Source organism: Streptomyces ureilyticus (assembly GCF_011045025.1).
Taxonomy (GTDB): domain Bacteria; phylum Actinomycetota; class Actinomycetes; order Streptomycetales; family Streptomycetaceae; genus Streptomyces; species Streptomyces ureilyticus.
In genome coordinates this window covers 81,940-108,389 of the sequence record NZ_JAAKZX010000006.1, presented here as the reverse complement: position 1 = coordinate 108,389, position 26,450 = coordinate 81,940, and the positions used below count along the sequence as shown (strand labels likewise).

At 69.8% G+C, this 26,450-nt stretch carries 21 protein-coding genes and 1 pseudogene; 8 read left to right on the top strand and 14 right to left on the bottom strand.

What is annotated here, in order from left to right:
* Complete coding sequence (locus G6048_RS03360) at nt 1-846, bottom strand: EamA family transporter (protein WP_165337889.1); 846 nt, start codon at nt 844-846, stop codon at nt 1-3.
* A complete protein-coding gene (locus tag G6048_RS03355; RefSeq protein WP_165337888.1) occupies nt 843-1,346 on the bottom strand; it encodes a YbaK/EbsC family protein in 504 nt (167 codons plus the stop codon). The genes G6048_RS03360 and G6048_RS03355 overlap by 4 nt, the downstream gene beginning before the upstream one ends.
* Before the next feature lie 282 nt (nt 1,347-1,628).
* On the opposite strand from G6048_RS03355, the gene G6048_RS03350 reads away from it, so the two are divergent.
* Nucleotides 1,629-2,534: a hypothetical protein gene (locus tag G6048_RS03350; protein WP_165337887.1), complete on the top strand. Its 906-nt coding sequence runs from the start codon at nt 1,629-1,631 to the stop codon at nt 2,532-2,534.
* Nucleotides 2,535-2,585: 51 nt separating this feature from the next.
* The gene (locus G6048_RS03345; RefSeq protein WP_235989442.1) at nt 2,586-3,182 is read left to right on the top strand and encodes a Uma2 family endonuclease; all 597 of its coding nucleotides are present in this window, start codon (nt 2,586-2,588) and stop codon (nt 3,180-3,182) included.
* A 115-nt stretch (nt 3,183-3,297) separates the two neighbouring features.
* Here the strand turns inward: G6048_RS03345 and G6048_RS03340 are convergent, their stop codons facing one another.
* Nucleotides 3,298-5,580, bottom strand: coding sequence for an MMPL family transporter (locus G6048_RS03340; protein ID WP_165337886.1), 2,283 nt, complete (start codon nt 5,578-5,580; stop codon nt 3,298-3,300).
* A gap of 129 nt (nt 5,581-5,709) precedes the next feature.
* Nucleotides 5,710-6,300 (bottom strand): TetR/AcrR family transcriptional regulator, encoded by a 591-nt coding sequence (locus G6048_RS03335; protein WP_165337885.1) that lies wholly within the window; start codon nt 6,298-6,300, stop codon nt 5,710-5,712.
* Between the two features lie 239 nt (nt 6,301-6,539).
* On the opposite strand from G6048_RS03335, the gene G6048_RS03330 reads away from it, so the two are divergent.
* Complete coding sequence (locus G6048_RS03330) at nt 6,540-9,839, top strand: S41 family peptidase (RefSeq protein WP_165337884.1); 3,300 nt, start codon at nt 6,540-6,542, stop codon at nt 9,837-9,839.
* Between the two features lie 191 nt (nt 9,840-10,030).
* Here G6048_RS03330 and G6048_RS03325 read toward each other — a convergent pair whose 3' ends face one another.
* From G6048_RS03325 to G6048_RS03310, 4 genes are all read right to left on the bottom strand, one after another.
* The gene (locus G6048_RS03325) at nt 10,031-10,321 is read right to left on the bottom strand and encodes a hypothetical protein (RefSeq protein WP_165337883.1); all 291 of its coding nucleotides are present in this window, start codon (nt 10,319-10,321) and stop codon (nt 10,031-10,033) included.
* Nucleotides 10,322-10,400: 79 nt separating this feature from the next.
* A complete protein-coding gene (locus tag G6048_RS03320; RefSeq protein ID WP_165337882.1) occupies nt 10,401-11,294 on the bottom strand; it encodes an SDR family oxidoreductase in 894 nt (297 codons plus the stop codon).
* On the bottom strand, nt 11,291-12,214 hold the full coding sequence (locus G6048_RS03315; RefSeq protein ID WP_165337881.1) for an alpha/beta fold hydrolase: 924 nt from the start codon (nt 12,212-12,214) through the stop codon (nt 11,291-11,293). Before G6048_RS03315 ends, G6048_RS03320 begins: the two co-directional genes overlap by 4 nt.
* Nucleotides 12,211-13,749 (bottom strand): flavin-containing monooxygenase, encoded by a 1,539-nt coding sequence (locus G6048_RS03310; protein WP_165337880.1) that lies wholly within the window; start codon nt 13,747-13,749, stop codon nt 12,211-12,213. The genes G6048_RS03315 and G6048_RS03310 overlap by 4 nt, the downstream gene beginning before the upstream one ends.
* Before the next feature lie 248 nt (nt 13,750-13,997).
* Here G6048_RS03310 and G6048_RS03305 point away from each other — a divergent pair, with 248 nt between their 5' ends.
* Nucleotides 13,998-14,639 (top strand): MerR family transcriptional regulator, encoded by a 642-nt coding sequence (locus G6048_RS03305; protein WP_165337912.1) that lies wholly within the window; start codon nt 13,998-14,000, stop codon nt 14,637-14,639.
* On the opposite strand, the gene G6048_RS03300 is transcribed toward G6048_RS03305, so the two are convergent.
* Nucleotides 14,636-15,439, bottom strand: a complete 804-nt coding sequence (locus tag G6048_RS03300) for an exodeoxyribonuclease III (protein ID WP_328825660.1) — start codon at nt 15,437-15,439, stop codon at nt 14,636-14,638. The two genes, G6048_RS03305 and G6048_RS03300, sit on opposite strands and share 4 nt — an antisense overlap.
* 205 nt (nt 15,440-15,644) lie before the next feature.
* On the opposite strand from G6048_RS03300, the gene G6048_RS03295 reads away from it, so the two are divergent.
* Together G6048_RS03295 and G6048_RS03290 are read left to right on the top strand one after the other, a co-directional pair.
* Complete coding sequence (locus tag G6048_RS03295) at nt 15,645-16,790, top strand: class I SAM-dependent methyltransferase (protein WP_165337879.1); 1,146 nt, start codon at nt 15,645-15,647, stop codon at nt 16,788-16,790.
* A gap of 130 nt (nt 16,791-16,920) precedes the next feature.
* The gene (locus G6048_RS03290) at nt 16,921-17,397 is read left to right on the top strand and encodes a GNAT family N-acetyltransferase (protein ID WP_165337878.1); all 477 of its coding nucleotides are present in this window, start codon (nt 16,921-16,923) and stop codon (nt 17,395-17,397) included.
* A 16-nt stretch (nt 17,398-17,413) separates the two neighbouring features.
* Here G6048_RS03290 and G6048_RS03285 read toward each other — a convergent pair whose 3' ends face one another.
* Both G6048_RS03285 and G6048_RS03280 read right to left on the bottom strand, forming a co-directional pair.
* Nucleotides 17,414-18,073 carry a response regulator gene (locus G6048_RS03285; protein ID WP_165337877.1) on the bottom strand — a complete coding sequence of 220 codons (660 nt, stop codon included), beginning with the start codon at nt 18,071-18,073 and terminating at the stop codon, nt 17,414-17,416.
* Complete coding sequence (locus G6048_RS03280; RefSeq protein ID WP_165337910.1) at nt 18,046-19,308, bottom strand: sensor histidine kinase; 1,263 nt, start codon at nt 19,306-19,308, stop codon at nt 18,046-18,048. Before G6048_RS03280 ends, G6048_RS03285 begins: the two co-directional genes overlap by 28 nt.
* Before the next feature lie 214 nt (nt 19,309-19,522).
* Between G6048_RS03280 and G6048_RS03275 the strand changes: the two genes are divergently transcribed.
* On the top strand, nt 19,523-21,985 hold the full coding sequence (locus G6048_RS03275; protein WP_165337876.1) for an FtsX-like permease family protein: 2,463 nt from the start codon (nt 19,523-19,525) through the stop codon (nt 21,983-21,985).
* A 47-nt stretch (nt 21,986-22,032) separates the two neighbouring features.
* Here G6048_RS03275 and G6048_RS03270 read toward each other — a convergent pair.
* Nucleotides 22,033-22,413: pseudogene (locus tag G6048_RS03270) on the bottom strand (nuclear transport factor 2 family protein); the annotation flags it as partial.
* Nucleotides 22,414-22,529: 116 nt separating this feature from the next.
* Here G6048_RS03270 and G6048_RS03265 point away from each other — a divergent pair.
* Nucleotides 22,530-23,513 carry a LysR family transcriptional regulator gene (locus tag G6048_RS03265; RefSeq protein ID WP_165337875.1) on the top strand — a complete coding sequence of 328 codons (984 nt, stop codon included), beginning with the start codon at nt 22,530-22,532 and terminating at the stop codon, nt 23,511-23,513.
* Nucleotides 23,514-23,540: 27 nt separating this feature from the next.
* Here G6048_RS03265 and G6048_RS03260 read toward each other — a convergent pair whose 3' ends face one another.
* Nucleotides 23,541-24,281 (bottom strand): class I SAM-dependent methyltransferase, encoded by a 741-nt coding sequence (locus G6048_RS03260; RefSeq protein ID WP_165337874.1) that lies wholly within the window; start codon nt 24,279-24,281, stop codon nt 23,541-23,543.
* A gap of 66 nt (nt 24,282-24,347) precedes the next feature.
* Nucleotides 24,348-26,399: a family 43 glycosylhydrolase gene (locus G6048_RS03255; protein WP_165337873.1), complete on the bottom strand. Its 2,052-nt coding sequence runs from the start codon at nt 26,397-26,399 to the stop codon at nt 24,348-24,350.
* Nucleotides 26,400-26,450: the final 51 nt, after the last annotated feature.

The window sequence follows — 26,450 nt, the reverse complement described above, 5'->3', positions numbered from 1 at the left end:
TCACCCCGCGTGCAGCATCAGCCCGATCCCCACCACCAGCAGCGCCGCCGCGGCGATACGCGGCGTCCCGAACCGCTCCTTGAAGAACACCGCGCCGATGGCCGCACCGACGATGATCGACGATTCGCGCAACGCCGCGACGGGAGCGAGCTCCGCCTTCGTCTGCGCCCACAGGACAAGGCCGTACGCCGAGACGGACAGGGCGGCTCCCAGCAGCCCCACGCCCGCGAACGGCCGTAGTACGCCCAGCAGTTGACCACGCCAGCGGTACAGCGCGTACGCCGGGACCGCCACGCCCTCCACCGCCATCAGCCACGCGATGTACCCGAGGGCGGAGCCGGAGGCCCGCACGCCGAGCCCGTCGACGACCGTGTACGCGGCGATGGTCAGCCCGGTCGCGAGCGCGGCGCCGATCGCCGCCCAGTTGGGACGGTGGCCGCGCAGCCCCCACAGGGCGACCCCCGTCAGGCCCGCGCACGACACCGCGATGCCGGCCGCCGCCCAGCCGTCGGGGACCTCATGGGCGAAGACCGCCGCCAGCACGGTCACGACCAGCGGGGCGGTGCCGCGTGCGATGGGGTACGCCTGGCCGAAGTCGCCCAGCCGGAAGGACCTCATCAGCAGGACGTAGTACCCGACGTGGATAAGGGCCGAGGCGATCAGATACGGCCACGCTCCGGCCGCCGGGAACGGCACGAACGGCACCATGGCCAGCCCGATCAGCGTCCCGCCGCCGGCGATCAGCGTGAACCCGACGAGCTTGTCGGTGATCTGGTGCGCGATGGCGTTCCAGCTCGCGTGGGTGACGGCGGCGAGGAGGACGGCCGCCGCGACGAGTGGGGTCACTCGGTTCGGTCGCGTACGTCCACCAGTGTGGCGCCCGCGTGCGTGATGAGGGTCTTCGGGTCCATCGGGAAGACGGCGTACGGGGTGCCCGCGGCGGCCCACACGATCTCGTGATCGAGTAGCGAACGGTCCGCCAGAACACGGGTCTTGGTGCGATGCCCGAAGGGCGGTACGCCGCCGATCGCATACCCCGTCGTATCCCGCACGAGGTCCGCCCTGGCCCGCGTGACCTTCTCGGCACCGATTTCCGTCCGGACGAGCTCCAGGTCCACGCGGGACGCCCCGTCCATGAGCACGAGGACCGGAACCCCGTCCGCCGCGAAGATCAGCGACTTGCAGATCTGACTCAACTCGCATCCAATCGCCGCGGCGGCCTCGACGGCGGTACGGGTCGCGTCCGGAAACCGGCGGATCTGCGAGGGCAGGTCGTCGAGCCCCAGCTCACGCAGGGCCTCGGCGAAACGGGGATGGGCAGCGTTCTGCTCTTCAGCGGCGGTCATGCACGGCACGCTAGCGGCGCGTGTACGGGGCATGCGACCGAGTTCTCGCTGCAGTACCCGCCTGGCCCGGCTACTCGCAAAGCGTGAACACTTTCCCGGAAAGTGTTCACGCTTTGCCCAACTGACGCCCAGCCAGAGGGGATTGACCAACAGCGTCGGCGGAGCGGGCCACAGGCTGACAAGTCACCCACAAGGGTGATCATCGTCCAATCCATTGGATCTCGGCATATGTGATCGCCATATGCTCGCCCCGTTCACCACGAAAGGACCGTTGACACCGCGATGGTCAGTTCCCTGCATGAGGCGATGCACTCGATCTTCGGAGAGGATCCGGGGCTGTTCGCCCGGGTCACCCGCACGCTCGACATCCCGCCGTTCGAGACTCCGATCTCCGCGACTCCGCTGCCGACAGACCTCACAGAGAACCAGCCGGTGGAGCGGCGCGTGGACACCCTCTTACGGATCGAGGCGCCGAGTGGCGACTACATCCTTGCCGTCGAGGCACAGAACCAGCCGGACCCGAGGAAGCCCAACAGTTGGGCGTACTACTTGGCTCATCTGCAGGCCAAGTACCACCTGCCACCGGTACTGCTGGTCGTCTGCCCGGACCAGCGGACTGCCGACTGGGCGGCCCAGGAGGTGAAGATCGGCCCACCGCAGTGGTCATCGCTCCGGCTGACTCCGCTGGTCCTCGGACCGGGCAATGTACCGGTCGCCAGGACCCCGGAGGAGGCTGCCAGCGATGTCCCGCTGGCTGTTCTGTCCGCCGTTCTGCACCGCACCGACCGGGATGTCGATGTGATACTGGAGGCACTGGTAGCGGCCCTGAAAGTCCTTGACCGGGAAACCGCGGAGAAGTTGATCGACCTCACAGGCCAGGGCCTGGACGACAACACCAAAGCCATCGCAATCTGGAGGAATCTCGTGGCCGCCGACACCTCGTTCTTCAAGTCGTCGCTGTCCCAAGAGATCCGGGCCGAGGGAGAGGTCCATAGGGCAACCGCCAACATCCTGCTCCTCCTCGACCGACGCGGCATTCCAGTCTCCGACACCGACCGCGCCCACATCACGGCCTGCGACGACCTCGACACCCTCACCCTCTGGTTCGAGCGCGCCATCACCGCGACCTCGATCGCCGAGGTGTTCGCCGAAGACCCCGCCAACCCGGGCTCGAGCCCCAAGCAGTAGCAGCGCACGGCGGGAGCTTGCCCGTGGCACGGGCTGCAAGGAGCGAGCGCCATGACCATCCAGGCTGGCGTTGGTCAGCCCGACAACCACCACCGCTACCAGGCGATGCGTAAGTTCTTGGAGTCGATGGACGACACGCTCCCCGGCAAGTTCGAGATCACCAAGGAAGGGATCGTCCACGATCTGAGGGCGCCCGTCGGCCCTCACGAGATGACCGCGCTGCACCTCCGGAAACGCCTCGAGAAGGTCATGCCGGAAGAGCTGGTCGCTCATACGGGAACGCCTGACGTGGAAGCCGAATCCGAGGGCATCATGCGCCATCCAGACGTCATGGTGATCTCCATGGAGGACATGGATGTGCCGGGTTCCTTCGATCCGCGCACGCTCATCGCCGCCATCGAAGTCGTCTCGCGCTCCAACCCGGACAACGACTGGGTCGGCAAGGTGCGCGACTACCCCCTGCTCGGCATCCCCATCTACGTGATCTTCGACCCGCGTACGGGAGAGGGCGCAGTCCTTTCCAACATCCACTCGACCCCGAGCGGCCCGCGCTACGCCACCCGCAAGGAGTTCGTGTACGGCGAAGACGTCACCATCGCCGAGTGGACGATCTCCACGGAGAACCTGCCGCGCTACTCGAAGCAGTAACGCGGGCAGGTCGGTTCAGGCGCAAGCGACAGGGCGCCCCACCAACGCGTGGGGCGCCCTGTCCGTTGAGGTGAGGCCTCAGGCCCGTATGAGGTGAGACTTCAGACTCGTAGCCTCAGACCCGTGCCAACTCCCGGTCCTCGTCCGGGTCCTTCGGGCCGTTGGTATCGCCGGTGTCGTGGGTGCGGAGTGCCTCGCCCTCGATGTCGACGTTCGGGAGGGCGCGGTCCAGCCACTTCGGGAGCCACCAGGCCTTCTTGCCGAGCAGGGCCAGGACCGCGGGGACGATGGCCATGCGGACCACGAAGGCGTCGAAGAAGACGGCGATCGCGAGGCCGAAGCCGATCATCTTGATCATCGACTCGCTGGAGCTGATGAAGCCGCCGAAGACGGCCATCATGATGACCGCGGCGGCGGCCACGACCCGGGCGCTGTGCCGGAAGCCGGTCACGATGGCCTGGCTCGGCGACTCGCCGTGGACGTACGCCTCTCGCATGCGGGTCACGAGGAACACCTCGTAGTCCATCGCAAGACCGAAGACCACGCCCACCATGAAGATCGGCATCATCGACATGATCGGGCCGGTCTCCTCCACACCGATCAGGCCGGAGAGCCAGCCCCACTGGAAGACCGCGACCACGGCACCGAGCGCGGCGAGCACGCTGAGCAGGAAGCCGAGGGCCGCCTTCAGCGGGACCAGGATGGAGCGGAAGACCAGGATCAGGAGCAGGAAGGCGAGGCCGACCACCAGGGCCAGGTACGGGACCAGCGCATCGGTGAGCTTCTGCGAGAAGTCGATGTTCATCGCGGTGGTGCCGGTGACCAGTACCTCCGCGCCGGTGTCGGCCTTGACGTCGGCGCCCTTGTCGCGGATGGCGTGCACCACGTCCTCGGTCTGCGTCGAGGACGGCTTGGAGTCCGGGATCACGGTGATCATCGCGGTGTCGCCGGCCTTGTTGAACTGCGCCGGGGTGACCGTCACGACGTCCTTGAGGCCCTTGATCCCGTCGGTCACCGTGGTGGCCGCGGCCCTGGGGTCGTCGCTGTTCTTGGCGTCGACCACGATCATCAGAGGGCCGTTGAAGCCGGGGCCGAAGCCCTCGGACAGCGTGTCGTACGCCCGGCGCTGCGTCGTGGACGTCGGCTGCGAGCCGTCGTCGGGCAGGCCCAGCTCCAGTTGGGTGGCCGGGACGGCGATCGCACCCAGACCGACCACGCCGAGCAGCAGCACGGCGACCGGACGGCGGATGACGAAGCTCGCCCAACGGGTGCCCATGCCGGGCTTGGCCTGCGCCTCGGACTTCTCGGGCGCTGCGGAGTTCGCGGAGGCCCCGGCCTTCTCGGGCGCCACGGCCTTCTCGCCGCCACGCCGCTTGCGCTTCTCGTTCGCCGGGCGGACCTTCTTGCCCGCGTACCCGAGCAGTGCCGGGATCATGGTCAGCGCGATGAGGACGGCCACCACGACCGTGCCCGCCGCCGCGAGGCCCATCTTGGTCAGCATCGGGACGCCGACGACGGAGAGGCCCGCCAGGGCGATCACGACGGTGAGGCCCGCGAAGACCACCGCCGAGCCGGCGGTTCCGGTGGCCCGGCCTGCCGCCTCCTCGCGGTCACGGCCGTCGGCCAGCTCGCCCCGGTAGCGCGAGACGATGAACAGCGCGTAGTCGATACCGACCGCGAGGCCGATCATCAACGCGAGCGTGGAGGTGGTGTCGCCGAGGTCGAGGGCGTTGGCGAGGGCGGTGATGGTGGAGACGCCGATGCCGACGCCGATGATCGCGGTCAGCAGCGGCAGTCCGGCCGCGACCAGCGAGCCCAGGGTGAGGACGAGGACGACGGCGGCGATGGCGAGACCGATGACCTCACCGATCGCCCCTGGCTCGGCCGCGGCCTGCAGGGCGTCACCTCCGACGTCGACGGTCAGCCCGGTGGCCTGCGCCTCGTCAGCGGCCGCCTCGAGGGCGTCCCTGGTCGAGTCCTTCAGCTCCATGCCGGGGGCGTCGTACGTCACCGACGTGTAGGCGACCGTGCCGTCCTTGCTCACGGCGTTCGTCGTGAACGGGTCGGTGACGGAGACGACTTCGGGGCCGCCGCCCAGTTCCTTGACGGTCTTCTCGACGGTCGCCTTGTTGTCGGCGTCCGTCATCTTCTCGCCCTCGGGCGCCTTGAAGACGATGCGCCCGGTCGCTCCGTTGGCGCTACCGCCGGGGAAACGCTGATCCAGCAGGTCGAAGGCCTTCTGCGCCTCGGTGCCGGGGATCGAGAAGGAAGTCGATCCCGCCGCCGGTGCGCTGGCGGCGCCGACACCGGCGAGCGTCAGCAGCGCCACCCATATCAGGGCGACGAAATGCCGTCGCCGGAAGGCGAGTCGGCCGAGTTTGTAGAGGAACGTAGCCACGAGGGAGTACTCCCGGTCAGGTCGTGGGGTGGAGCAGGGCAGGGGTGATCAGCCCGACGACGTGAGCGGTCGCGTCAGGTGCAGGTGGTGCAAGGGGTCAAGTGGGTAACTTTGGAAGTGGGTTGAGCGTCAGGCGCCGAGAGCGGGGAGGACCACGGCGTTGACGTACGAAAGGAGGAACTCCTGGGTCGGCGGCAGTCCGTCGATCAGGTTCCGGGCGACGAAGGCGCCGAGCATCATGTGCAGCACGTATTCGATCGCGGGGTTGTCCGCACGGATCTCACCCCGTTCGACGGCACGCTGCAGCACCTTGTTGATCTCGGCCATCTCGGGCTCGATGAGCCATTCCCTGAACTCCTGGAGGAGTTCAGGGCTGTTGTGGACCGCCATGACCAGGCTCCGCATCAGCGCGGTGTCCTGCTCCATGCTGCAGTCGTCCTCACGCACCGCCATGGCGTGGAAGTCGCCCCGCAGGGACCCGGTGTCGATCTCGGCCGGGTCGATCCGCTTGTGATGCCGGAGCGCCTTGGCCACCAGCTCGGCCTTGCCGCCCCACTGGCGGTAGAGCGTCGCCTTGCTGGACCGGGTGCGGGTGGCCACGGCGTCCATGGTCAGGGCGTCGTAGCCGACTTCCCGGAGCAGGTCGAGCACGGCCCCGTACAGCTCGGCCTCCCGCTCGGGCGTGATCCGACTGCGGCGCACCGTCGCGGCTTCAGCCATCCCACTCACCTCTCCTGCTCCCACGTCCGGAGCGCCAGGCTACAGACCCACGCATGCACGCCTACAGACCGCGTTCCGAACGAAACGGTTTCGTACGCTTAAGAAGATACACCGGGGCGCGTACGAAACGAAACCGTTTCGTACGTGTCCCGGGTCACAGCAGCTCCGCAAGGAAAAGAACCGCTCGCACCCCCCGCCCACAAGTTGCCGCGCCCCCTCCCCCGACAAAGCATGAGTAGGTGAGCGACAAGCACGAGAACCAGACCGCCCCCGGCTACCTCCGCTTCCCCCACCTGAGCGGCGAGCGCCTCTGCTTCGTGGCCGAGGACGACCTGTGGGTGGCCCCCCTCGACCGCCCCGCCCGGGCCTGGCGGCTCACCGTCGACCGTACGAAGGCCGGCCACCCGCGCTTCTCGCCCGACGGCCGGCACATCGCGTACACGACCTGGCGCAGTCTCGATCCGGAGATCCACCTGGCCCCGGTCGACGGCGGCCCCGCCCGGCGCCTCACCTACTGGGGCAGCCCCGACACCCGCGTCTGCGGCTGGAACCCCGACGGCGACATTCTCGCCGTCGCCTCCCACGGCGAGCCCTTCGCCCACTTCACCTGGGCGTACAAGCTCCCGGTCACCGGTGACCCCGGCGGCAAGCTCCCCTGGGGACCCGTCTCGCACATCGCGGTCGCCGACGTCGCCGGCGAGCACAAGACGCTGCTGCTCACCGGCACGCCCCCGCACGAGCCCGCCTCCTGGAAGCGCTACCGCGGCGGCGCCACCGGACGCCTCTGGGTGCACGGGCAGCGCATCCTCGACGACCTCGACGGGCACCTGGACGCGCCCATGTTCGTCGGCGACCGCATCGCCTTCCTCTCCGACCACGAGGGCGTCGGCAACCTCTACTCCTGCCTGCACGACGGCTCCGACCTGCGCCGCCACACCGACCACGACGCCTTCTACGCCCGCCACGCCGCCAGCGACGGCACCCGCGTCGTCTACCAGTGCGCGGGCGAGCTGTGGATCGTCGACGACCTGTCCGCCGGCTCGGCACCCCGTCGCCTCGAGGTACGCCTGGGCGGGCCGCGGGCCGGGCGCCGCCCCTACCAAGTACCGGCCGGTCTGCACGTCGACGGGATCTCTGTGGACGAGACGGGCCGGGCCAGTGCCGTCGTCGTACGCGGCAGCCTGTACTGGCTCACGCATCGCGACGGCCCGGCGCGCACCCTCGCGGACACTCCGGGCGTACGCGTACGGCTGCCGGAGATGCTCGGCTCGAGCGGGCGGCTCGCGTATGTGACGGACGCGGAGGGCGAGGACGCCGTCGAGATCGCGTACCTGCCGCGCGCGACCGGCGCCCGCGCACCGCGCCGGATCGCCTCCGGCCGCCTTGGCCGCGTACTGGAACTCGTCTCGGATCCGCAGGGGGAACGGCTCGCGATCGCATCCAACGACGGGCGGCTGCTCCTCGTCGACGCGACCGAGGAACCGGAAAGCGGCGAGGTCACCGAGCTGATCCAGTCCATCAACGGGCCCGTGCGCGATCTCGCCTTCTCCCCCGACGGCGCCTGGCTGACCTGGTCGCACCCGGGCATCGGCCGGTCCCTGCGACAGATCAAGATCGCGCGGATCGAGGGCCCGAGAGCCGAAGGTCCCCTGAAACACACGATCGTCGACGTCACCAACGGCCGCTTCGAGGACGAAGGACCGGTGTTCACGCGGGACGGCCGCTTCCTCGCGTTCCTTTCCTGGCGCGGCTTCGACCCGGTGTACGACGTGCACACCGGCGACCTGTCCTTCCCGCTGGGCTGCCGCCCGTACCTGGTCCCCCTGTCATCCGCGACGCCCTCCCCCTTCGCGCTGACCCCCGAGGGACGCCCGGCCGCGGGCGGCCTGGACGTGCTCGCGGACGACATCGGCGACACCGAGGACACCGGCGACGGCGCCGCGGTGACCGTCGAGACCGAGGGCCTGGCGATGCGGGTCACGCCGTTCCCGGTGCCCGCCTCCAAGTACTCGGCGCTGTACCCGGTTGAGGGCGGCGGCCTTGTCTGGCTGCGCTGGCCGATCTCCGGCGCACTCGGCGAGACCTTCGTCAACCCGGCCGACACCTCCGGGCGGCCGACGCTGGAGTACTTCAACATCAGCAAGGCGAAGAAGTCCGAACTCGTCGATCACCTCGACTGGTTCGCGGTCAGCGGCGACGGCTCGCGGCTCGTCGTCGTCGACGAGGGCGATCTGCGGGCCGTGCCCTCCACCGAGTCGGGCGACCTCGACACGACCGTGTGGATCGACTCGCGGCGCATCGTGCACCACGTCGACCCGGCCGCCGAGTGGCGGCAGTCGTACGAGGAGGCGGGCCGCCTGATCCGCGCGTACTTCTGGGATCCGAAGATGTGCGGCATCGACTGGGACGCGGTCCTCGACCAGTACCGGCCGCTGGTCGAACGGGTCGCCTCCCCCGACGAGTTCGCGGATCTGCTGCGCGAGGTCCTGGGCGAGCTGGGCACCTCCCATGCGTACGTCACTCCCGCGCGCCGCAACGAAGGGCCGCCGCACTACCAGCGCGCGCAGGGCCTGCTGGGCGCCAACTTCACTCACAAGGATGTAAGTTGGGCGATCCGGCGCATCCTGCCCGGCGAGTCGTCCGACTCCAGGGCCCGTTCACCGCTGGCCGGTACGGGCATCCGCGAGGGCGCCGTGCTCACCCATGTCGACGGCCGGCCGGTCGATCCGGTCGCCGGTCCGTATCCGCTGCTCGCGGGGGCGGGCGGTACGACGGTGGAGTTGACCTTCGCGTCGGCGGACGGCGAGGGCCATGCGCGCCGGGTCGCCGTCGTTCCGTTGATCGACGAGCGGCCGCTGCGCTACCAGGACTGGGTGGCCAAACGCCGCGAGGTCGTACGGGAGTTGAGCCACGGCAAGTGCGGGTACCTGCACATCCCGGACATGGGCGGCTCGGGCTGGGCCCAGTTCAACCGCGATCTGCGCATGGAGATGTCCCGACCCGCCCTGATCGTCGATGTGCGCGGCAACGCCGGCGGCCACATCAGCGAGCTGGTCGTCGAGAAACTCACCCGCGCCATCCTGGGCTGGGACGTGACGCGCAACGCCCAGCCGGTGTCGTACACCTCCAACGCCCCGCGCGGTCCGGTCGTCGCCCTCGCCGACGAATCGACGTCCTCGGACGGCGACATGATCACGGCCGCCTTCAAACTCCTCAAGCTCGGCCCGGTGGTGGGCCAACGCACCTGGGGCGGCGTCGTCGGCATGACCGGCCGCCACCGCCTGGGCGACGGCACGACCATCACGGTCCCCATGAACGCCGCCTGGTTCGACGCATACGGCTGGTCCATCGAAAACCACGGCGTAAACCCCGACCTCCCCGCACTCCGCACCCCCCTGGACTGGGCAGAGGGCCGCCACGCCCAACTCACCGACGCCGTCCACCTGGCCCTGAACCTCCTGACCGACCACCCGGCAGCAACTCCCCCGGACCACCACCACATTCCGGACCGAACCCGCCCGAAACTGCCTCCCGCATAGCACTGTGGGCAATCGTTCCGCAGGGCGATGGGGGTCCCCCCGCTCGAGCGAAGCCGAGAGTGGGGGAGGGTGGGCACAGCCCACAGCACCGGGCAACGGCTCAAACACGGCCCAGCGACAGCAATCGCAAGCACACACAAGGAAGGGGTGCCCTCCCCAACAGAGGGCACCCCATACCGATTCACACCGGCTCAGATGTCGTAGTCCTGATCGAGCCGGTCCTGCTCCTCCTGCTGAGCCCGACGCGTCGGCTCCTGCTCCTGACGCCCCCGCTGCGGCTGCTGGCGCCGGCGCCGAGCCTCCTCATGCTGCGCCCGCTCCCGCTCCTCCGGCGTCATCCGCCGCTCCCGCTCCTCCGGAGTCATCCGGCCGCGCTCGCTCTTCTCGTCCCGACCGCTCTTCACGTCCCGGCCGCTCGTCTTGCTCTTCGCGTTCTGCTGAAGTTTCTCGGCCTTGTCCTGGAACTCGTCCTTCATGCCCATGAGATTCACTCCCGTGTGGGTGAGGGGATGGGGCCTCACTCAGATTCACACGGACCGACAAAGCGCGCATTTCGGTCAGTTACGTTCGGTTACGCATCGCATCGCGCGCCGCTTCGTCAGCCGCCCCACCCGCACCGACAAGCCCCGTACGAATCTTCCCGAGCCGCGGCTCGAACCGCTGCATCTCCCGCCGCCCCACCGTCGCAACGAGCCCCGGCAGATAGCCCCGTACACCTTGAACCCCACGCAGCCACCACTGCCCGTACACATGACTCGACCGCCGCTCGATCCCGGCCACGAGCCGGTCGACGGCGGGCCCCAGCGGATATGTCTTGCCGGCCGGCCACGGCATCCGCTGCCTCAACTCCCGCATCACGTCGTCCTGATCGGCGCCGCGCACCATGTCGGTGTCGGTCCACGACAGATAACCGACCCCGACGCGTACGCCCTTGTGACCGACCTCGGTGCGCAGGCTGTGCGCGTACGCCTCCACGCCCGCTTTGGACGCGCAGTACGCCGTCATCATCGGCGCGGGCGTGAGCGCGGCGAGCGAGGCGATCTGCAGCAGATAGCCGCGGCTCGCGAGCAGGGCGGGCAGGAAGGCGCGGGCCGTTACGGCCGAGCCGATGAGGTTGACCTCGATCACGCGGCGCCATGCCTCGGGGTCGGAGTCGGCGAAGGTTCCGCCGGTCGCGACGCCCGCGTTGGCGACGACGATGTCGACCTTCCCGAACCGCTCCTCGACCTCGGCCGCGACGCGGACCATCGCCTCGTGGTCGGTGACATCGGCGTACCAGTGGCCGCCCTCGGTGTGCAGCCGCCCGGCGACCCGCTTCAGCCCGTCCGGCTCAAGGCCGACCAACGCGACCTTCGCGCCGCGCGCGGAGAGCTTGCGGGCGAGGAGTTCGCCGACGCCCCGTGCCGCTCCGGTGACGACGGCGACCTGCCCTTCCAGGCTTGTCCCGCTCCTCATGCCTCCTCCTTCAACTCGGCCCGCACATAGGTGGCCGCGAGTTCCCGGATCTGCCCGCTGACCAGCTCGGGCGCCTCGATGGGGCTCATGTGCCCGATCCCGGGCAACTCGGTGAGTCCGGCGCAGTCGGGCAGCGCGGCGGCCATCGCGCGTGCGTGGACCGCGGGCGTCATCCGGTCGGCCGTACCCACGATCACGGCCGTCGGCATGGTCAACTCCCGTACGGCATGGTCGAGTTCGAGTGCGTCGAGTACGTGCGACCAGGCGTGCCGCACCCGGCGCGGACACGCGTGCACGATGCGCGCACACGCCTCGACCATCTCGGGGGCCGAACCGGGGCCCATCGTCGCGTACTTGAGGATCCGCCGGGCGATCGGCGTGACCGGCCCCAGCGGTGCCCGCGCGCCCAGGATGCGCCGGGTGAGCCAGGTACGCAGCCGCCCGGCCCGCAGCGGCACCACCAGCGACTCGGTGACCAGCCGCGAACTGCCCGTGCTGCACAGCAGCACGGCCGCCGCATGGTCCCTCAGCCGCTCCCGCCCGGAGGCGGCGATCAACGTCATCCCGCCCATGGAGTGCCCCACGATCACGGCCTTCTCGTCCGGCTCGAGGGTGGCCGCGAGCACGGCCTCCAGGTCGTCGGCGAGCGCGTCCGTGGTGCACGTGGTGTGCGCGGGACTCCGGCCGTGCCCGCGCTGGTCGTACGCGATGACCCGGTGGTCGGCGGCGAGATCCCGTATCTGCGCGGCCCAGTAGGCGGTCGAGCAGGTCCAGCCGTGTACGAGCACCACGGCGGGCCCGTCTTCGGGTCCGTGCACCTCGACGTGCAGCCGGGCGCCGTCGGCGGAGACCGCGGCCAACTCCCGTACGGGGGCGGGCGGGGAGTAGGGACCACTCTTCACATGCGTCAGTCGGCTCACGCGCCGGCCTCCACCTTCTGCTCGCCTCGGATGTCGTCGGTACGGGTCCGGGGCTCCCGGAGTACTTCGTACTCCCCCAGGTTGACGCGTCGTGTCGCGCTGCGGAACTCCGTCGTCGTACCGGGCCAGATGGTCGTGTTGCGGCCGTTCGCGTCGAGATACCAGCTGGTGCAGCCGCCCGTGCTCCACACCGTGCGCTTCATGCGCTGCTGGACCCTGTCGTTCCAGGCGCTGACGGCGCCCGGGCGGGCGTCCAGGGCGACCGGTCCGCCGAGGACGTCCAACTGCCGCAGATAGTCGGCCATGTAGTTCAGCTGGGACTCGATCATGAGGATCATGGAGTTGTTCCCGAGGCCCGTGTTCGGGCCGATGATCGACATCCAGTTGGGGAACCCGGCGGCGCTCGCACCGCGCAGCGACTGCATGCCGGTCGCCCAGGCCTCGGCGAGGGTGCGGCCGTCCGCGCCCACGACGCGCTCGGCGATCGGCAGGTCGGTGACATGGAAGCCCGTACCGAAGACGATCGCGTCGGCCTCGGTGCGGCTGCCGTCGGCGGCGATGACGGTGCCGCCCTGGATCTCCGCGAGCCCGGAGGCGACGACGTCCACATTGGGCCGGGCGAGCGCCGGGTAGTAGTCGCTGGACAGCAGGATGCGTTTGCAGCCGATGCGGTAGTCGGGCGTCAACTTGGCCCGCAGCGCAGGGTCCTTGATGGCGCGGGCCATGTGCAGCTTCGCGAACTGCTCGACCAGGCCGAGCTCGCCCGGGTGCTTGGTGAACGCCTGGACCTGCAACTCCCGGATACCCCACAGGAGTCCGCGCCGCGCCTTCGCGGTGAAGGGCAACTGCCGGTGCAGCATGCGCTCGACACCGCTGATCGCCCGGTCGACGCGCGGCAGCACCCACGGCGGGGTGCGCTGGAACAGGGTGAGATGGGAAACCCGCGGCTGGATCGCGGGCACGATCTGGGCTGCGGAGGCGCCCGTACCGACGAATGCGACCCGCTTGCCGCGCAGATCGTAGTCGTGGTCCCAGCGGGCCGAGTGGAAGACCTTGCCGGGGAAGGTGTCGAGCCCGGGGATGTCCGGGATCCGGGGCTCGGAGAGCGGCCCGGTGGCGGAGACCACGACATCGGCGGTGAGGTTGCCACTGCTGGTCTCGATCTCCCAGCGCAGCCGCTCACCGTCCCAAGTCATCCTCTTCACTTCGGAGTTGAAGCGGAGGTGGGGACGGAGCCGGAAGACATCCGTCACATGCTCCAGGTAGGCGCGGATGTGCTCCTGCCCCGAAAAGGCGCGCGGCCAGTCGGGGTTGGGGGCGAAGGAGAACGAGTACAGGTGGGACGGTACGTCGCAGGCGCAGCCGGGATAGCTGTTGTCCCGCCAGGTGCCGCCGACGCTGCCCGCCCGTTCGAGTACGACGAAGTCGGTGATCCCTTCCCGCCGCAGCCGCACGGCGGCCCCGAGCCCACCGAACCCGGACCCGACCACCGCCACGCGCACATGCCGCACGTCCGCGTCTTCGCGCTCGGTCATCCGACGCCTCCCTGGTCCATCTCTGCCCTGCCCCGTGCGACCATGCCAGTGAACACTGGCGCAATGGGGAGAGTAAGGGGAACCTCATACTCCTGGGTAGGCCCGGAACCAAAGAAGTTACTGGCGGTACAACATAGGCATAGGCTGATGACGTGGCTGAGGGATCTGAGAGGTCTGAGAGATCGGGAAAGCGGGGACAGGAGAAGTCCGGACCGGTACAGCGGGAGCCCGGCAAGCAGGAGTACCGCATGGAGGAGCTGGCCAAAGAGGCCGGCATCACGGTGCGCACCCTGCGCTTCTACCGCGAGCGCAAGCTGCTTCCGCCACCCCGCCGCGAGGGCCGTATCGCCTGGTACGACGACGACCACCTGGCCCGCCTGCGCACGATCTCGGCGCTCCTGGAACGCGGCCACACCCTCAGCGGCATCGCCGAGCTGGCCGAGGCCTTCGACCACGGCCGCGACGTCGGCGAACTGCTCGGCCTGGGCGCCCCCACCGAGGAGATCCCGGTCCGCCTCTCCCCCGAGGAACTCGCCGACGCCTTCGGCGACCAGGCCACCTCCGAGAACCTCGCCGCCGCCCTCGACCTCGGCTACCTCGCCACGGACGGCACCGACCTCGTCCACATAAGCCGCCGCCTGCTGGACGTCTCGGCGGCCCTGGTCCGCGAGGGCATCCCCCTCGCGGAGGTCCTACGGGCCGGCCGCCGCGTACGCGAACACGCGGACGCCCTGGCCGAGTTGTTCACCGGCCTCGCCCTCACGCGGGGCGCTTCCCCGGCCGACCTGGAGCGCTTGCGCCCGCTCGCGAAGAGCGTGGTGGAGGCGGAGCTGTCGATGGCGCTGGACCGGCGGGTGCGGGAGGCCGAGCAACGGCCCCCGGGGTCCTAGAGGTCGTAGACGACGGTCACGGGCGCGTGGTCCGACCACCGCTCCGCATGCGTGGCCGCCCGCTCCACGTACCCCTTGACGGCTTTGGCCGCGAGCCCCGGGGTCGTGACGTGGAGGTCGATGCGCCAGCCGGTGTCCCGGTCAAAAGCCTGCCCACGGTAGGACCACCACGTGTACGGCCCTTCGACGTCCGGATGCAGGGCCCGTACGACGTCGACGTACCCGCCCTCCGTCTCGTCGAAGACCGTCGTGAGCCACTCGCGCTCCTCCGGCAGGAACCCCGAGCTCTTCCTGTTGCCGCGCCAGTTCTTGAGGTCGGCCTCCTGGTGGGCGATGTTCCAGTCGCCGCAGACGACGACCTCGCGACCGCCGGCGGCGGCACGTTCCTTGAGCGCCTTGAGGTAGGCCAGGAACTCCCCCATGAAGCGGATCTTCTCGTCCTGCCGCACGGTCCCGACCTCGCCGGAGGGCAGATAGAGGGAGGCGACCGTGACGCCGGGCAGATCGACCTCGACGTACCGCCCACTGCCGTCGAACTCGGCGGATCCGAAGCCGACTTGGATGCGGTCGGGCTCACGCCGCGTATAGACGGACACCCCCGCACGCCCCTTGGCGGCGGCGGGCGCGTGCACGACATGCCACCCGTCCGGCTGCCGAATGCCCTCGGGCAACTGCGGCGGCTCGGCCCGCACTTCCTGCAGACACAGCACATCGGCGGAGGTGCCCGCGAGCCACTCCACGAAGCCCTTCTTCGCGGCGGCCCGAAGCCCGTTCACATTCACAGAGGTCACAGTCAGCACAGCACTCTCCTACGCAACAGGGAACGTAGGTTACTGGGCGCGCGTCGTGCGCGACTTGAAGGCCTGTGCAAGAAGGCATGAACACGCGGCGGGAGGCTTTCCGGCGCTCGTACTCGTACTCCTACGCGTACTCGGTTCGGGTGAGGCAAACCCGGCCGTGCACCCCCGCCGGTCGTGGCGGCGGCACAGGGAAGCAGCCCGGTGCTTGGCTTCTGCGGGCCGGTCGCACCCCGCGATCGTGCTCGACGACAGCCAGGAAGGACACGACACCATGGCCGTGCAGCGCGAATCGAACGAATTGGACGAAGCGAAGATCGAAGCCTTCATGGAGAAGGCGCTCGGGGACATCAGCGGGACCATGGCCATCGGTCTGTGCCATCTGGGCGACCGGCTGGGCCTGTTCAAGGACCTCGCCGCCAACAGCCCGGCCGGCAGCGAGGAGCTCGCGGACCGACTGGACCTGAATGAGCGTTACGTACGGGAGTGGCTGCGCGGCATGACCGCCGCGGGCTACCTGGAGGAGCCGGCGCCCGGCCGCTTCACCCTCCCCGCCGAGTACGCGCCCGCCCTGGCGGACGAATCGGGGCCCATGTTTCTCGGTGGCGTCTACCAGATGCTGCCCGCCGCCCTGGCGCCGTACGAACGGTTGATTGCCGCGTTCCGGAGCGGCGGAGGCGTACGGCAGAGCGACTACCCGGACGTCCTGTGGGACGGCATGAGCCGTTTCACGGGGAGCTGGTTCGAGAGCGTCATGATCGACGACTGGCTGAGCACCTTTCCGCACGTCATCGAGCGGCTGGAGCGGGGCGTCGACGTCGCGGACGTGGGATGCGGCGCGGGCCGTGCGCTGATCGTGCTCGCCAAGGCGTTTCCCCGCTCGCGTTTCGTGGGGTTCGACAACTTCCCGGGCCAGGTGGAACGCGCCCGGGCGAACGCCGAGAACGCCGGGGTCGCCGACCGTGTGACCTTCGAGACGGTCGATGCCGCCCAGGGGCTTCCCGGACGCTACGACCTCGTCACCACCTTCGACGTGATCCACGACGCGGCGGACCCGAAGCGGCTTCTGGCCGCCATCAGGGCGGCGGTCAAGGACGACGGCGACTACCTGATGCTCGAAATCAACTGCCAGGACCGCCCCCAGGACAACGTCGGCCCCGTGGCATCGATGTTCTACGGCTTCAGCGTCTTCTACTGCATGACCACGTCCCTCGCCGGCGGCGGAGCCGCCCTCGGCACGAACGGTATGCCCGAGGCAGTCGTACGCAGCCTGTGCACCGAGGCGGGCTTCGGCAGCGTGGCCCGGTCCTCGGCGGACGACCCTTTCAACGTCCTCTACGACATCAGGCCGTAAGCCGAGCCCTCGGCCCCGAGTCGGCCGCGCGGCCCTCGATCGGGAAGGGGCCCATGGGAAAGCGGCCATGGAAAGCGGCCGTGGGAAAATGGGTCACCACCACGCGGCGCATAGAAGTACGATCTTCGGCATGAATATACGCCGCGTCCCCTTCGACCACCCTGACGCCGTCAAGCTGAACGACCAGGTCCAGGCCGAGTACGCCGCGCGCTACGAGGACGAGGGTGACGTGACTCCCCTCGACCCGTCGATGTTCGAGCCGCCGCTCGGCCTGTACCTCATCGCGTACGACGCGCAGGACCGGCCGGTGGCCACGGGCGGCTGGCGGGCCCAGGACGCGAACGGCGAGGGCTACTCGGACGGCGACGCGGAGATCAAGCGCATGTACGTGGTCGAGGAGGCGCGCGGCAACGGTCTCGCCCGTCGCATCCTCGCGGCGCTGGAGGACGACGCCCGCGCGGCCGGCCGTATCCGCATGGTCCTGGAAACGGGCACGAAGCAGCCGGAGGCGATCGCCCTCTACACGTCCAGCGGCTACGAGCCCTGCGTCAAGTTCGGCCATTACCGCTTCCACGACTTGAGCAGGTGCTTCGCGAAGCCGCTGTGAGGCGGTTGATGGTGCGTCAGGCGCGCAGGAAGGCCAGTACGGCCAGGACCCTGCGGTGGGTTTCGTCGGCCGGGGGCAGGTCCAGCTTGGTGAGGATGCCGCTGATGTGTTTACCGACGGCGGCCTCGGACACCACCAGTTCGCGGGCGATCGCGCCGTTCGACCGGCCTTCGGCGATCAGCGCCAGGACCTCGCGTTCGCGCGGAGTGAGCCGCTCCAGCGGATCGCGGCGGCGGCGCAGCAGTTGGCGTACGACCTCGGGATCGACGACCGTGCCGCCGTCGGCGACCTCGATCAGCGCGTCCACGAACTGCTCCACCTGCCCGACCCGGTCCTTGAGCAGATAGCCGACCCCCGTTCCGTCGCCGGAGTCGAGCAGGTCGGCGGCGTATCTCCGCTGGACGTACTGGCTGAGGACCAGAACGGGCAGCGTGGGTCGCGTCTCCCGCAGCCGTACGGCCGCGTGCAGGCCCTCGTCCTGGAAACCCGGGGGCATCCGGACGTCCGTCACCACGATGTCCGGCCCGTGCTCGTCGACCGCGGCGACCAGCGCCTCGGCGTCGCCGACGGCCGCGACCACCTCGTGCCCGTAGCGGGTGAGCAGACCGATGAGCCCGTCCCTGAGCAGCACGCTGTCCTCGGCCAGGACTACACGCAGGGCTCGGTCAGCTGACAAGGGATCTCCACGCGCAACAAGGTCGGTCCGCCGGGCGGGCTGGACAGGGAAAGTCTGCCATCCAGTACTGACACCCGGTCCGCGAGTCCGGTCAGCCCGCTGCCGCTCCCGGCGTCCGCGCCGCCCCGCCCGTCGTCGCGTATCTCCAGGAACAGCCGCCCGTCGCGGTGACCGCCGCCGACCTCGGCACGGCCGGCCGCACTGTGCTTGTCGACGTTGGCGAGGGCCTCGCACACCACGAAGTACGCGGCTGCCTCGACCGCTTGGGGCAGGCGCCCGGGCAGTTCCAGGTCCACGTCCACCGGGATTACGCAGCGGTCGGCGGCGTCGGCGACAGCCGCTTGGAGTCCGTAGTCGGCGAGGACCTGCGGATGGATGCCGTGGATGAGTTCGCGCAGCTCGGCGAGGGCTTTGCCCGCCTCGTCGTGCGCCTTGGCGAGCTGGTCGGCGAGGGGGCCCGGCGGGGCGTCGAGGCGGGCAAGGCCGAGGCTCATCGTCAGGGCGACGAGGCGCTGCTGCGCCCCGTCGTGCAGATCGCGTTCGATACGCCGCCGCTCCGCCTCGAAGGCGTCCACCAACCGGACGCGGGAACGCGCCAGTTCGACGACCCGTGCGCCCAGGTCACCCTCGCGGGAGGCGACCAGCAGACGCGTCAGCGCGGCCCGCGCGCCCGCCGCGACCCCGAGAACGTAGGCGCACAGGCCCAACAGCACGAGCCCGAGGACGGCGACGCCGAAGGCGGCCGGCCAACTGGTGACCGTCCACTGCTTGAGCACCTTCGCCTCGTGGCCGTCGCCAACTGTCGCCATCAGCAATGGAGTTGCCGTCACGGACACCGGGAGCAGCAGGGCGACCGTGAGCACGAGGACGTCCACCGGCCACAGCAGGCCCGCGAACAGGAGCGCGTACCCGAGCTCCCGCCAGGTCGTCCGCTCCCGCAGCCGCGTCACCAGCCAAGCCCACAGACCGGGTTCGGCAGGCACCCGGTGCTGCTCCGGCACCGGCTCCAGATCGACCAGCCGCAGCCTGAACCGCTCGACACGGGCCACCGGCAGACCGGCCAGCACCGTACCGACCAGCAGCGGCAGCCCCACCAGGACGACGGCAAGGATCCCGCCAGCCGCCGCCAGGGTCACGATCGCCACCAGGGCGGCAGCGCCGGTCACGGCACCGGTGACCAGGTAGCCGATCGAGCGCCACGGCCACGCCGACAGCAGGTAGCCGGGCCTGGTCATGGCCTGCCACACGGTGCGGGGCTGTGCGGGGATCGCCGGATGCATGGGGATCACCGTATGAGCGGCGTACGTGCCGGTGCCATCGGTCCAGGGTCCGGATCGGGGGTAGGCCTGGCCCTACCTCAGGTCTCGGCTCTGCCGCACTGCGCCGGTGTGCCCCCACAGGGTTTCGTGAAGCCATCCCGAAACCGGATCACCAGATCGAGGCCATGCTGTGCTGAGAATCGCCCTGCGCACGCTGCGCACCCGCTGGACCGCCTTCGTCGGCAGCTTCGTCGCCCTCTCGCTGGGCGTCGCGCTGATCGCCGTGATGGGTCTGGCCCTGGCTTCCTCGCTGGACGCCCCCGAACGCCGGCCCGAGCGGTTCGCGGCGGCACCGGTCGTCGTGCAGGGCGCGAACACCCTGCGCGTACCCACCGCGAACGGCGCCGAGACGCGGGAACTCGCGCATCCGCGTGCCGTACCGGCTGAGGTCGTCGCGCGGCTGAAGGACCTCGGGACGGTCGTCGAGGACCGGTCGTTCGCCGTACGGGCCCGGAGCGGCCCCCGCGAACTGGTGGGCCACCCCTGGTCGACCGCGGCCTTCGCCCCGTACGAGATGAGGTCGGGACGCACGCCCCGGGCGCCCGACGAGGTCGCCGTCAGCGGCGACTGGGTGAGACCGGGTGAGCGTGTACGGACCGACCGCGGCATCGTACGCATCGTCGGCACCGTCGCCGGGCGCCGCTTCGAGAACGCCGTGTTCTACACCGACGCACGCGCCGCCGAGCTGTCCCCGCGCAGCGTCCAGCTCGTCGTGGACGCGGACGTGGCGGCCGTACGCGGCGTGGTGCGCGGCAGCGGCGTACAGGTGCTCACCGGGAACGCGCGCCGTTACGCCGATACCGATCCCGACCGGGACAGCGAGGCGCTGACCGCGATGAACGCCCTGTTCGGCACGGCGGGCGGGGTCACCGGCTTCGTGTCGGTGTTCGTGGTGGCGTCCACCTTCGCGTTCGCGGTGGCCCAACGGCGCCGGGAGTTCGGGCTGTTGCGCACCGTCGGGGCGACCTCCGGCCAGATCCGGCGCATGGTCTTCGCCGAGGCCCTCGTGATCGGTGTGCTCGCTTCGACCGCCGGCTGCGTACTCGGGGCGTACGGTGCGCCGTGGCTCGCCGAGCGGGTGGTCGACGGTGGTCTCGCGCCGGGCTGGTTCACGATCGGCGATCACACCTGGCCGTACCACCTGGCCTTCTGGACGGGCCTGCTCGTCGCGCTGTGCGGAGTGGTGGCCGCTTCCTGGCGGGCCGGGAGGACGGCGCCGACCGAGGCGCTGCGCGAGGCGTCCGTCGATACGCGGACGATGACGTGGGGCCGCGGGCTGTGCGGCGCGGCGCTGCTGCTGACCGCCGCCGTGACGCTGGTGATGGCCCTGTTCAGCGATCCGGGCGACCTGCTGCACCGCAAGACGTACATCAGCCGCACCATGCTGCTGATCACCGCGGTCGCACTGCTCTCCCCGGTCCTGGTGCGTCCGCTGACCCGCGTGCTTGCCTGGCTTCCGGCCCAACTGCCGTGCGCGATCGGCAGGTTGGTACGCGAGAACGCTGCCACGGACGTACGCCGCACCGCCGCCGTCGCGGCTCCCGTCCTGGTCACGGTCGCGCTGGCCGGCTCCCTGCTGGGCGCCCCCAACACCCTGAACGCGGCGAAGGCCGCCGAGATCCGCGAGCAGACGGCCGCCGATTTCGTGATCACAGCCACGAACGGCGGCTCGGGCTTCACTCCGACGACGCTGACGCGGCTGCGCGAAGTGCCCGGAACCGTGGTCTCCGCGACCTCATCAAGCGCCGTGCACACGCTGGAGGAGGGCGTGGCCCTCATCAAGTCCGAGGCCCGCGCGGCCGATCCGCGTACGCTCGCCGCGACCACGCACCTCCCGGTCACGGCCGGCAGCGTCCGCGACCTCGACGACGACTCGATCATCGTCAACGAGGAGTGGGAGAGGCACACAGTCGGACAGCGCGTGGACGTCTGGCTCGGCGACGGCACGAAGAAGTCCCTGCGGATCGCCGCCGTACTGTCCATCGGCACGGGCGACAACGGCGTGTACGTCACGGCGCGGAACGCCCCGGGCGCCACGGTCGACCGAGTGGACGTGACCCAGACGAAGGGCGCCGACAGGTCGGCGGTGGCAAGGGGCCTGCACGCGGCAGTGCGCGGCGCGGGCGGCGAGATCCTCACCAAGTCCCAATGGGTCCAGTCGAGTTATCCCGAGGCCAACCGCACGACCCGACTCGGCATCCTCCTGGTCCTCGGCATCGCCTTGCTGTACACGGCCATCTCCCTCACCAACACCATGATCATGGCAACCTTCGACCGCCCCCGCACCCGCGACCTGGCCTCCCTACGCCTGGCCGGCGCCACCAAGGGCCAAGCCCTGCGCATGGTCGCGGCAGAGGCACTGCTCGTGGTGGCGGTGGGAACCGTACTCGGCCTCTTGACCACCGCCCTGAACCTGCTCCCGATATGGACCGCCCTGACCCTCCTGTCGGCCCCCACCCCGCTCGAGATCCCCTGGCCGCCCCTAGCCACAACGCTCACGGCGTGCGCACTCCTCGCCGTGCCCTCGGCAGTCGCCGCGGCGGGGGTCGCTTTGCGGCGGGGGGCGGTGGGATTGGCGGCCGTACAGGAATGAGGTCAGTCCAGATCCTGCGCCAGGGCAAACCCCCGATTGCCGCCCACTCAGGCGTGCCGGTGATAAGCCTTGTTGGCGATGCGCCAGCCGTCGTCGACACGGACCAGCAGGAAGATGTCGGTGAACGTTTCAGCGCCGTGCCACAGCGTCATCGTCGCGGTCGCGACACTGCCGTGGACGTCGATGGCTTCGATGCGGCGGGAGCGGGTCGGTTCATCCGGGGCCGGTTGGCCGGGGAAGCGGGCGCAGTAGTCGTCCAGTCGCCAGGAGACGAATGCGTCGTCCCGGATTCCCTCGATGTGGGCGGTGGGCAGGAACGCGTCGCGGAAGTGGGCTGGGTCGCCGGTGGCGTGTCCGCGGGCGTAGGCGCGGAGCGGTTCGAGCACGGCGTCCTCCACGGCGTGGACCGTGGCGGCGACGGCGATGTCGGTCGTGTGTGATGCGGTCATACGGGTCAGAGTGGTGCGCAGCGCCGGCTGCGACAAGCGCAGATTTCGAAGGCCGGCCCTGCGGGGTACGCATACCGGCTGGGCATACTGGCGCCATGGAACTGACCGTGTGGCGAACCTTCGTGACGGTGTGCCGACTCGGCTCGCTGTCGGCGGCGGCGGCCGAGCTCAACCACACGCAGTCGGCCGTCTCCCGGCAGATCGCCGGGCTGGAACGGCAGCTCGGCGTGCCGCTGATGGAGCGCCATGCGCGCGGTGTGCGTCCGACGCCTGCCGGTGAGGTGTTCCGGCATCACGCCCTGGCCACGCTCAACGAAGCCGACCGCGCGATTCGTGCCGTACGAGACCTTCGTGACGGCGCGTTCAACCGGCCGCTGACCGTCGGTGCAACACCCTCCCTGGCCGCAGGAGTTGTCCCCGAGGCCATCCGGGCCCTGCTGCAGGGAACCGGATCCCTCCGGTGGAGCTTGCTGCCGGCCCTGAGCGCGCAACTGCACGACCGCGTGATCAACGGCGATCTGGACATCGCCGTCGTCACCGACGCACCGCCAGGGCTCCCCGATGACCCGCGGGTCGAACGACGGTTCCTCGGCCTAGACGACATGGTCGTCGTCCTGCCTGCCGGCCATCCGCAGGCCGGGCCCGACCCGGTGCACATCCAGACGCTGGCCGACCAGACCTGGGTCGAGGACAACGACGGCTCAGCGGCACTACTGAGCCGGCAGGCCGCCCGAGCCGGAGTCACCGCCCGCATCGACCTCACCGCAGCCGACCTGCTCGGCAAGCTGGCTCTGGTCGCCACCGGCCACGCCATCGCACTGATCCCCGGAGTACTGACGCGCGCACTGCGAACCGACGTCACGACCATGACCCTCGTCGATCCCCCGACCCGGGGCATCTACACGATCACACCCCGCCGCGACCCCCACCCCTCAGCAGCACCCCTGCTCGCCCACCTCACCACAGCCCTCACCTCGGTCCGCCCGACCGCACCCGGACCTCGCGCCGAGTCCAGAAACGCAGAGGCAGTTGATCGTTTCCCGCCTGTCACGCCCATGGAGACGTCCCTCCAGGCTTGAGTGTGCAGTCAGACGGTTGGCCTGGTTCTACAGGTCGGTCATGAGAAGCCGGTAGCCGACATCGAGTGCTTCGCGGTCGAGCAAGTCGGCATGGCGCTGGTGCCACCGGCCGGAAGACAGGTCGTCGGACAGCCGGGCCAGGCCTGGCCGGAGGGCCTCGTCGCCGGTCTGGGCGAACAGCGAGATACCGGCCCGCACTTGCGGGTCGAGGTATGCCTCGGGTCGGCGCCAGAAGGCGGCGAGGAATCCGTCGGTGCAGTCGTGCGGGATGGGGACGGTTTCGATGCGGGCGCCTCCCAGCAGCGTGACCAGGCGTTCGACCGCGACGGCTCGTGTGCCGTCGAGCGCGGCCGCATCGGGCAGGTACTCCTCCAGCAGCCAGAACCTGTGGTTGATGTCCGGGTCGAAAGTGAGGATGACGATCCGCTGCCGGGCGATGCGGAGGAGTTCGCCGATGCCGGCTTCCAGGTCGCTCCAGTGGTGCACGGTCAGGAGGGCCATCACCGCGTCGGCCGAGCCGTCGGCGAGAGGGATCGACTCCGCGGATGCTTCCAGGGCCGGCGCGGATCCGGCCGGGCGCTGGGCGATCATCACTGAGCTGGGTTCAACAGCCAGCACCGTTTGCGGCGGTTCGTAGGAGCCGGTACCGGCTCCCACGTTGATCACGGTGGCGGCACCGCCGAGGGCTTGGTGGATCCTGGCGGCGATTCGGGGATCGGGTCGCCGGGTGTGGGCGTAGGTCGCACCGATGCTGTTGTATGTCGCCACGCCACGCAGTATGCGCTTCCCGCTGGGACCGGTACTACCTCCACTTTGGCCGCTGCTTCGGTCCCCTCAGCCGGTGACGCGGTGGAAGGTCCAGCGCTGGTTGGAGCTGCCGACGTCGCGGTACTGGATCAGCGCGGCACCGTCGGCCGTGCTGCCTCCGCTGACCTCGAGCACCTTGCCGCTGTTGCGGTTGACCACGCGGAAGACGCCATCGGTCTGCGGGCGCAACTGCCACTGCTGGCTCGCGCGGCCGTCGGGGATCGACTGCACGACCCGCGCGCCGTCGGCCTTCGAGGAGCCTGCCACGTCGAGAACCTTGCCGCTGCGCACGCACATGATGGTGTGGTAGCCGTCCGCTGTGGACTGGAAGGCCCACTGCTGGTTCGGTTTGCCGGAGTAGGGCCACTGGATCACGGCGGCGCCGTCCGCGTTCGAGGTGCCGGAGACGTCGGCGACCTTGCCGCTGCGCACGTTGACGCATTTGTAGGGCCTGGTGGGTGCAAGGGTGTACTGCACCGAGTCCACGTCGACGTGGCCGGTGCCGTTCGGGTTGTAGGTGTAGAGGCCGACCCGGTCACCGCGGTAACCGCCCCAGGTGAGCTGGTAGGTGCCGCCGAACGTGGTGAACGTGTTCCCGTCGAGGCTGTAGGAGAACCGGCTGACCCCGTTGACGTCCCATGAGGTGCGCAGCCACACGGCGTTCTGCGTGATCACCGGACCGTTGGTCAGGGTGCCGCCGACGTTGTGCGCGATCGTGGTGGTGGTGCCGGAGCGCCGGATGCCCAGCCCGGCGTAGGTTTCCGCGTAGTGGCACAGCCCGGCGTGCTGGCCGTCGGCGAGGCCGGCCAGTTCGAGGCGGACGGTCACCGTCGCGCTGCCCGCCGTGCGCATCACCCGTTGGGTGAGGGTGTTGCCGACCTTCATCAGGTTGTTGGGCGCCAGCGGTGCGAACGCCTTCAACCGCAGGTAGCCGGGGCGTTCGGTCAGCGACCAGCGGTCCGCGCGCGGCTTGTAGTGCCATTCCCACTGCGGCTTGAGGCGGGTGTCGGTGAACAAGTCGCTGGTCACCACCGGGGGCAGCGCGTCGACCGGCAGACCGGGCGTGCCGCCGGCGGGCACCTCGCCCGTCCACACCATGTTGCCTATGCCGTCCGAGCCCACCGAGCCCAGGATCGGCCAGCCGTCCACCCAGGTCACCGGCAGCAGGGACAGCACGCGCCCCTCCCAGCGGCCGCTGCCGTGGTGGGTCACGAAGTGCCATGCGCCGTTCGGAGCCTGCACCAGCCCGCCCTGGTTGGGCTCACGGTCCACCGAGGGGTTGACGTGCTGCAACTGCCGGGTCTCGAACGGGCCGGTGAGGCTGGAGCCGCGGTTCATCATGAGCACCCGGCCCTCGGACTTCACCTCGCTGAACATGTGGTAGTAGGTACCGTCGATCTTGTAGAGCTTGTTGGCCTCGCTGCCCCGTGACTGGTGGATGACCGTGGGCGAACCGACCAGCGACTTGCCGTCCTCGGACAGCTTGAACAGGTTCACCTTGTAGGCGTCCGCGTAGTGCGTGGTGACCAGGTAGCCCTGGCCGTCGTCGTCCCAGAACGGGCACACGTCGTTCCAGCCGGTGGTCCGCCACAGTGCGTGCAACGGCTCCCACGGCCCGGTCGGCGACGGGGCCGACGTCATGAAGAAGCCTTCGTCGGGCGTGTTGAAGTACACCCAGTACCGGCCCGCGTGGTGGCGGATGGACCCGGCCCACACGCCACGGCCGTAGCGGTTCATCCGGTCCCAGTTCAGCTCCGGTCCGATGCGGGTGACATCGTCGACCGCGCTCCCGAGCGTCCGCCAGTTGACCAGGTCCTTCGAGTGCAGGACGGCCATGCCGGGCGAGTACCCGAAGGTGCTGGTGATGCCGTAGTAGTCGGAGCCGACCCGGATGCAGTCCCAGTCGCTGAGGTCGGCCGGGATGATCGGGTTGACGTAGGTGCCGTCGCCCTGGTCGCCCCACGTGCCGGCCGGAGGGACGGCTGCCGCCGCCGTGCCTGGTGGCAGCAGGCCCGGCAGCATGAGGGCCCCGGTCCCGACCGCCGCGAGCCGGCCGAGCTGTCGTCTGGTGATGTCCACGACTCTGTCCTTGGTGAGGGGGGAGGCGCCCCTGGTCCGGCGGAGAGCTGC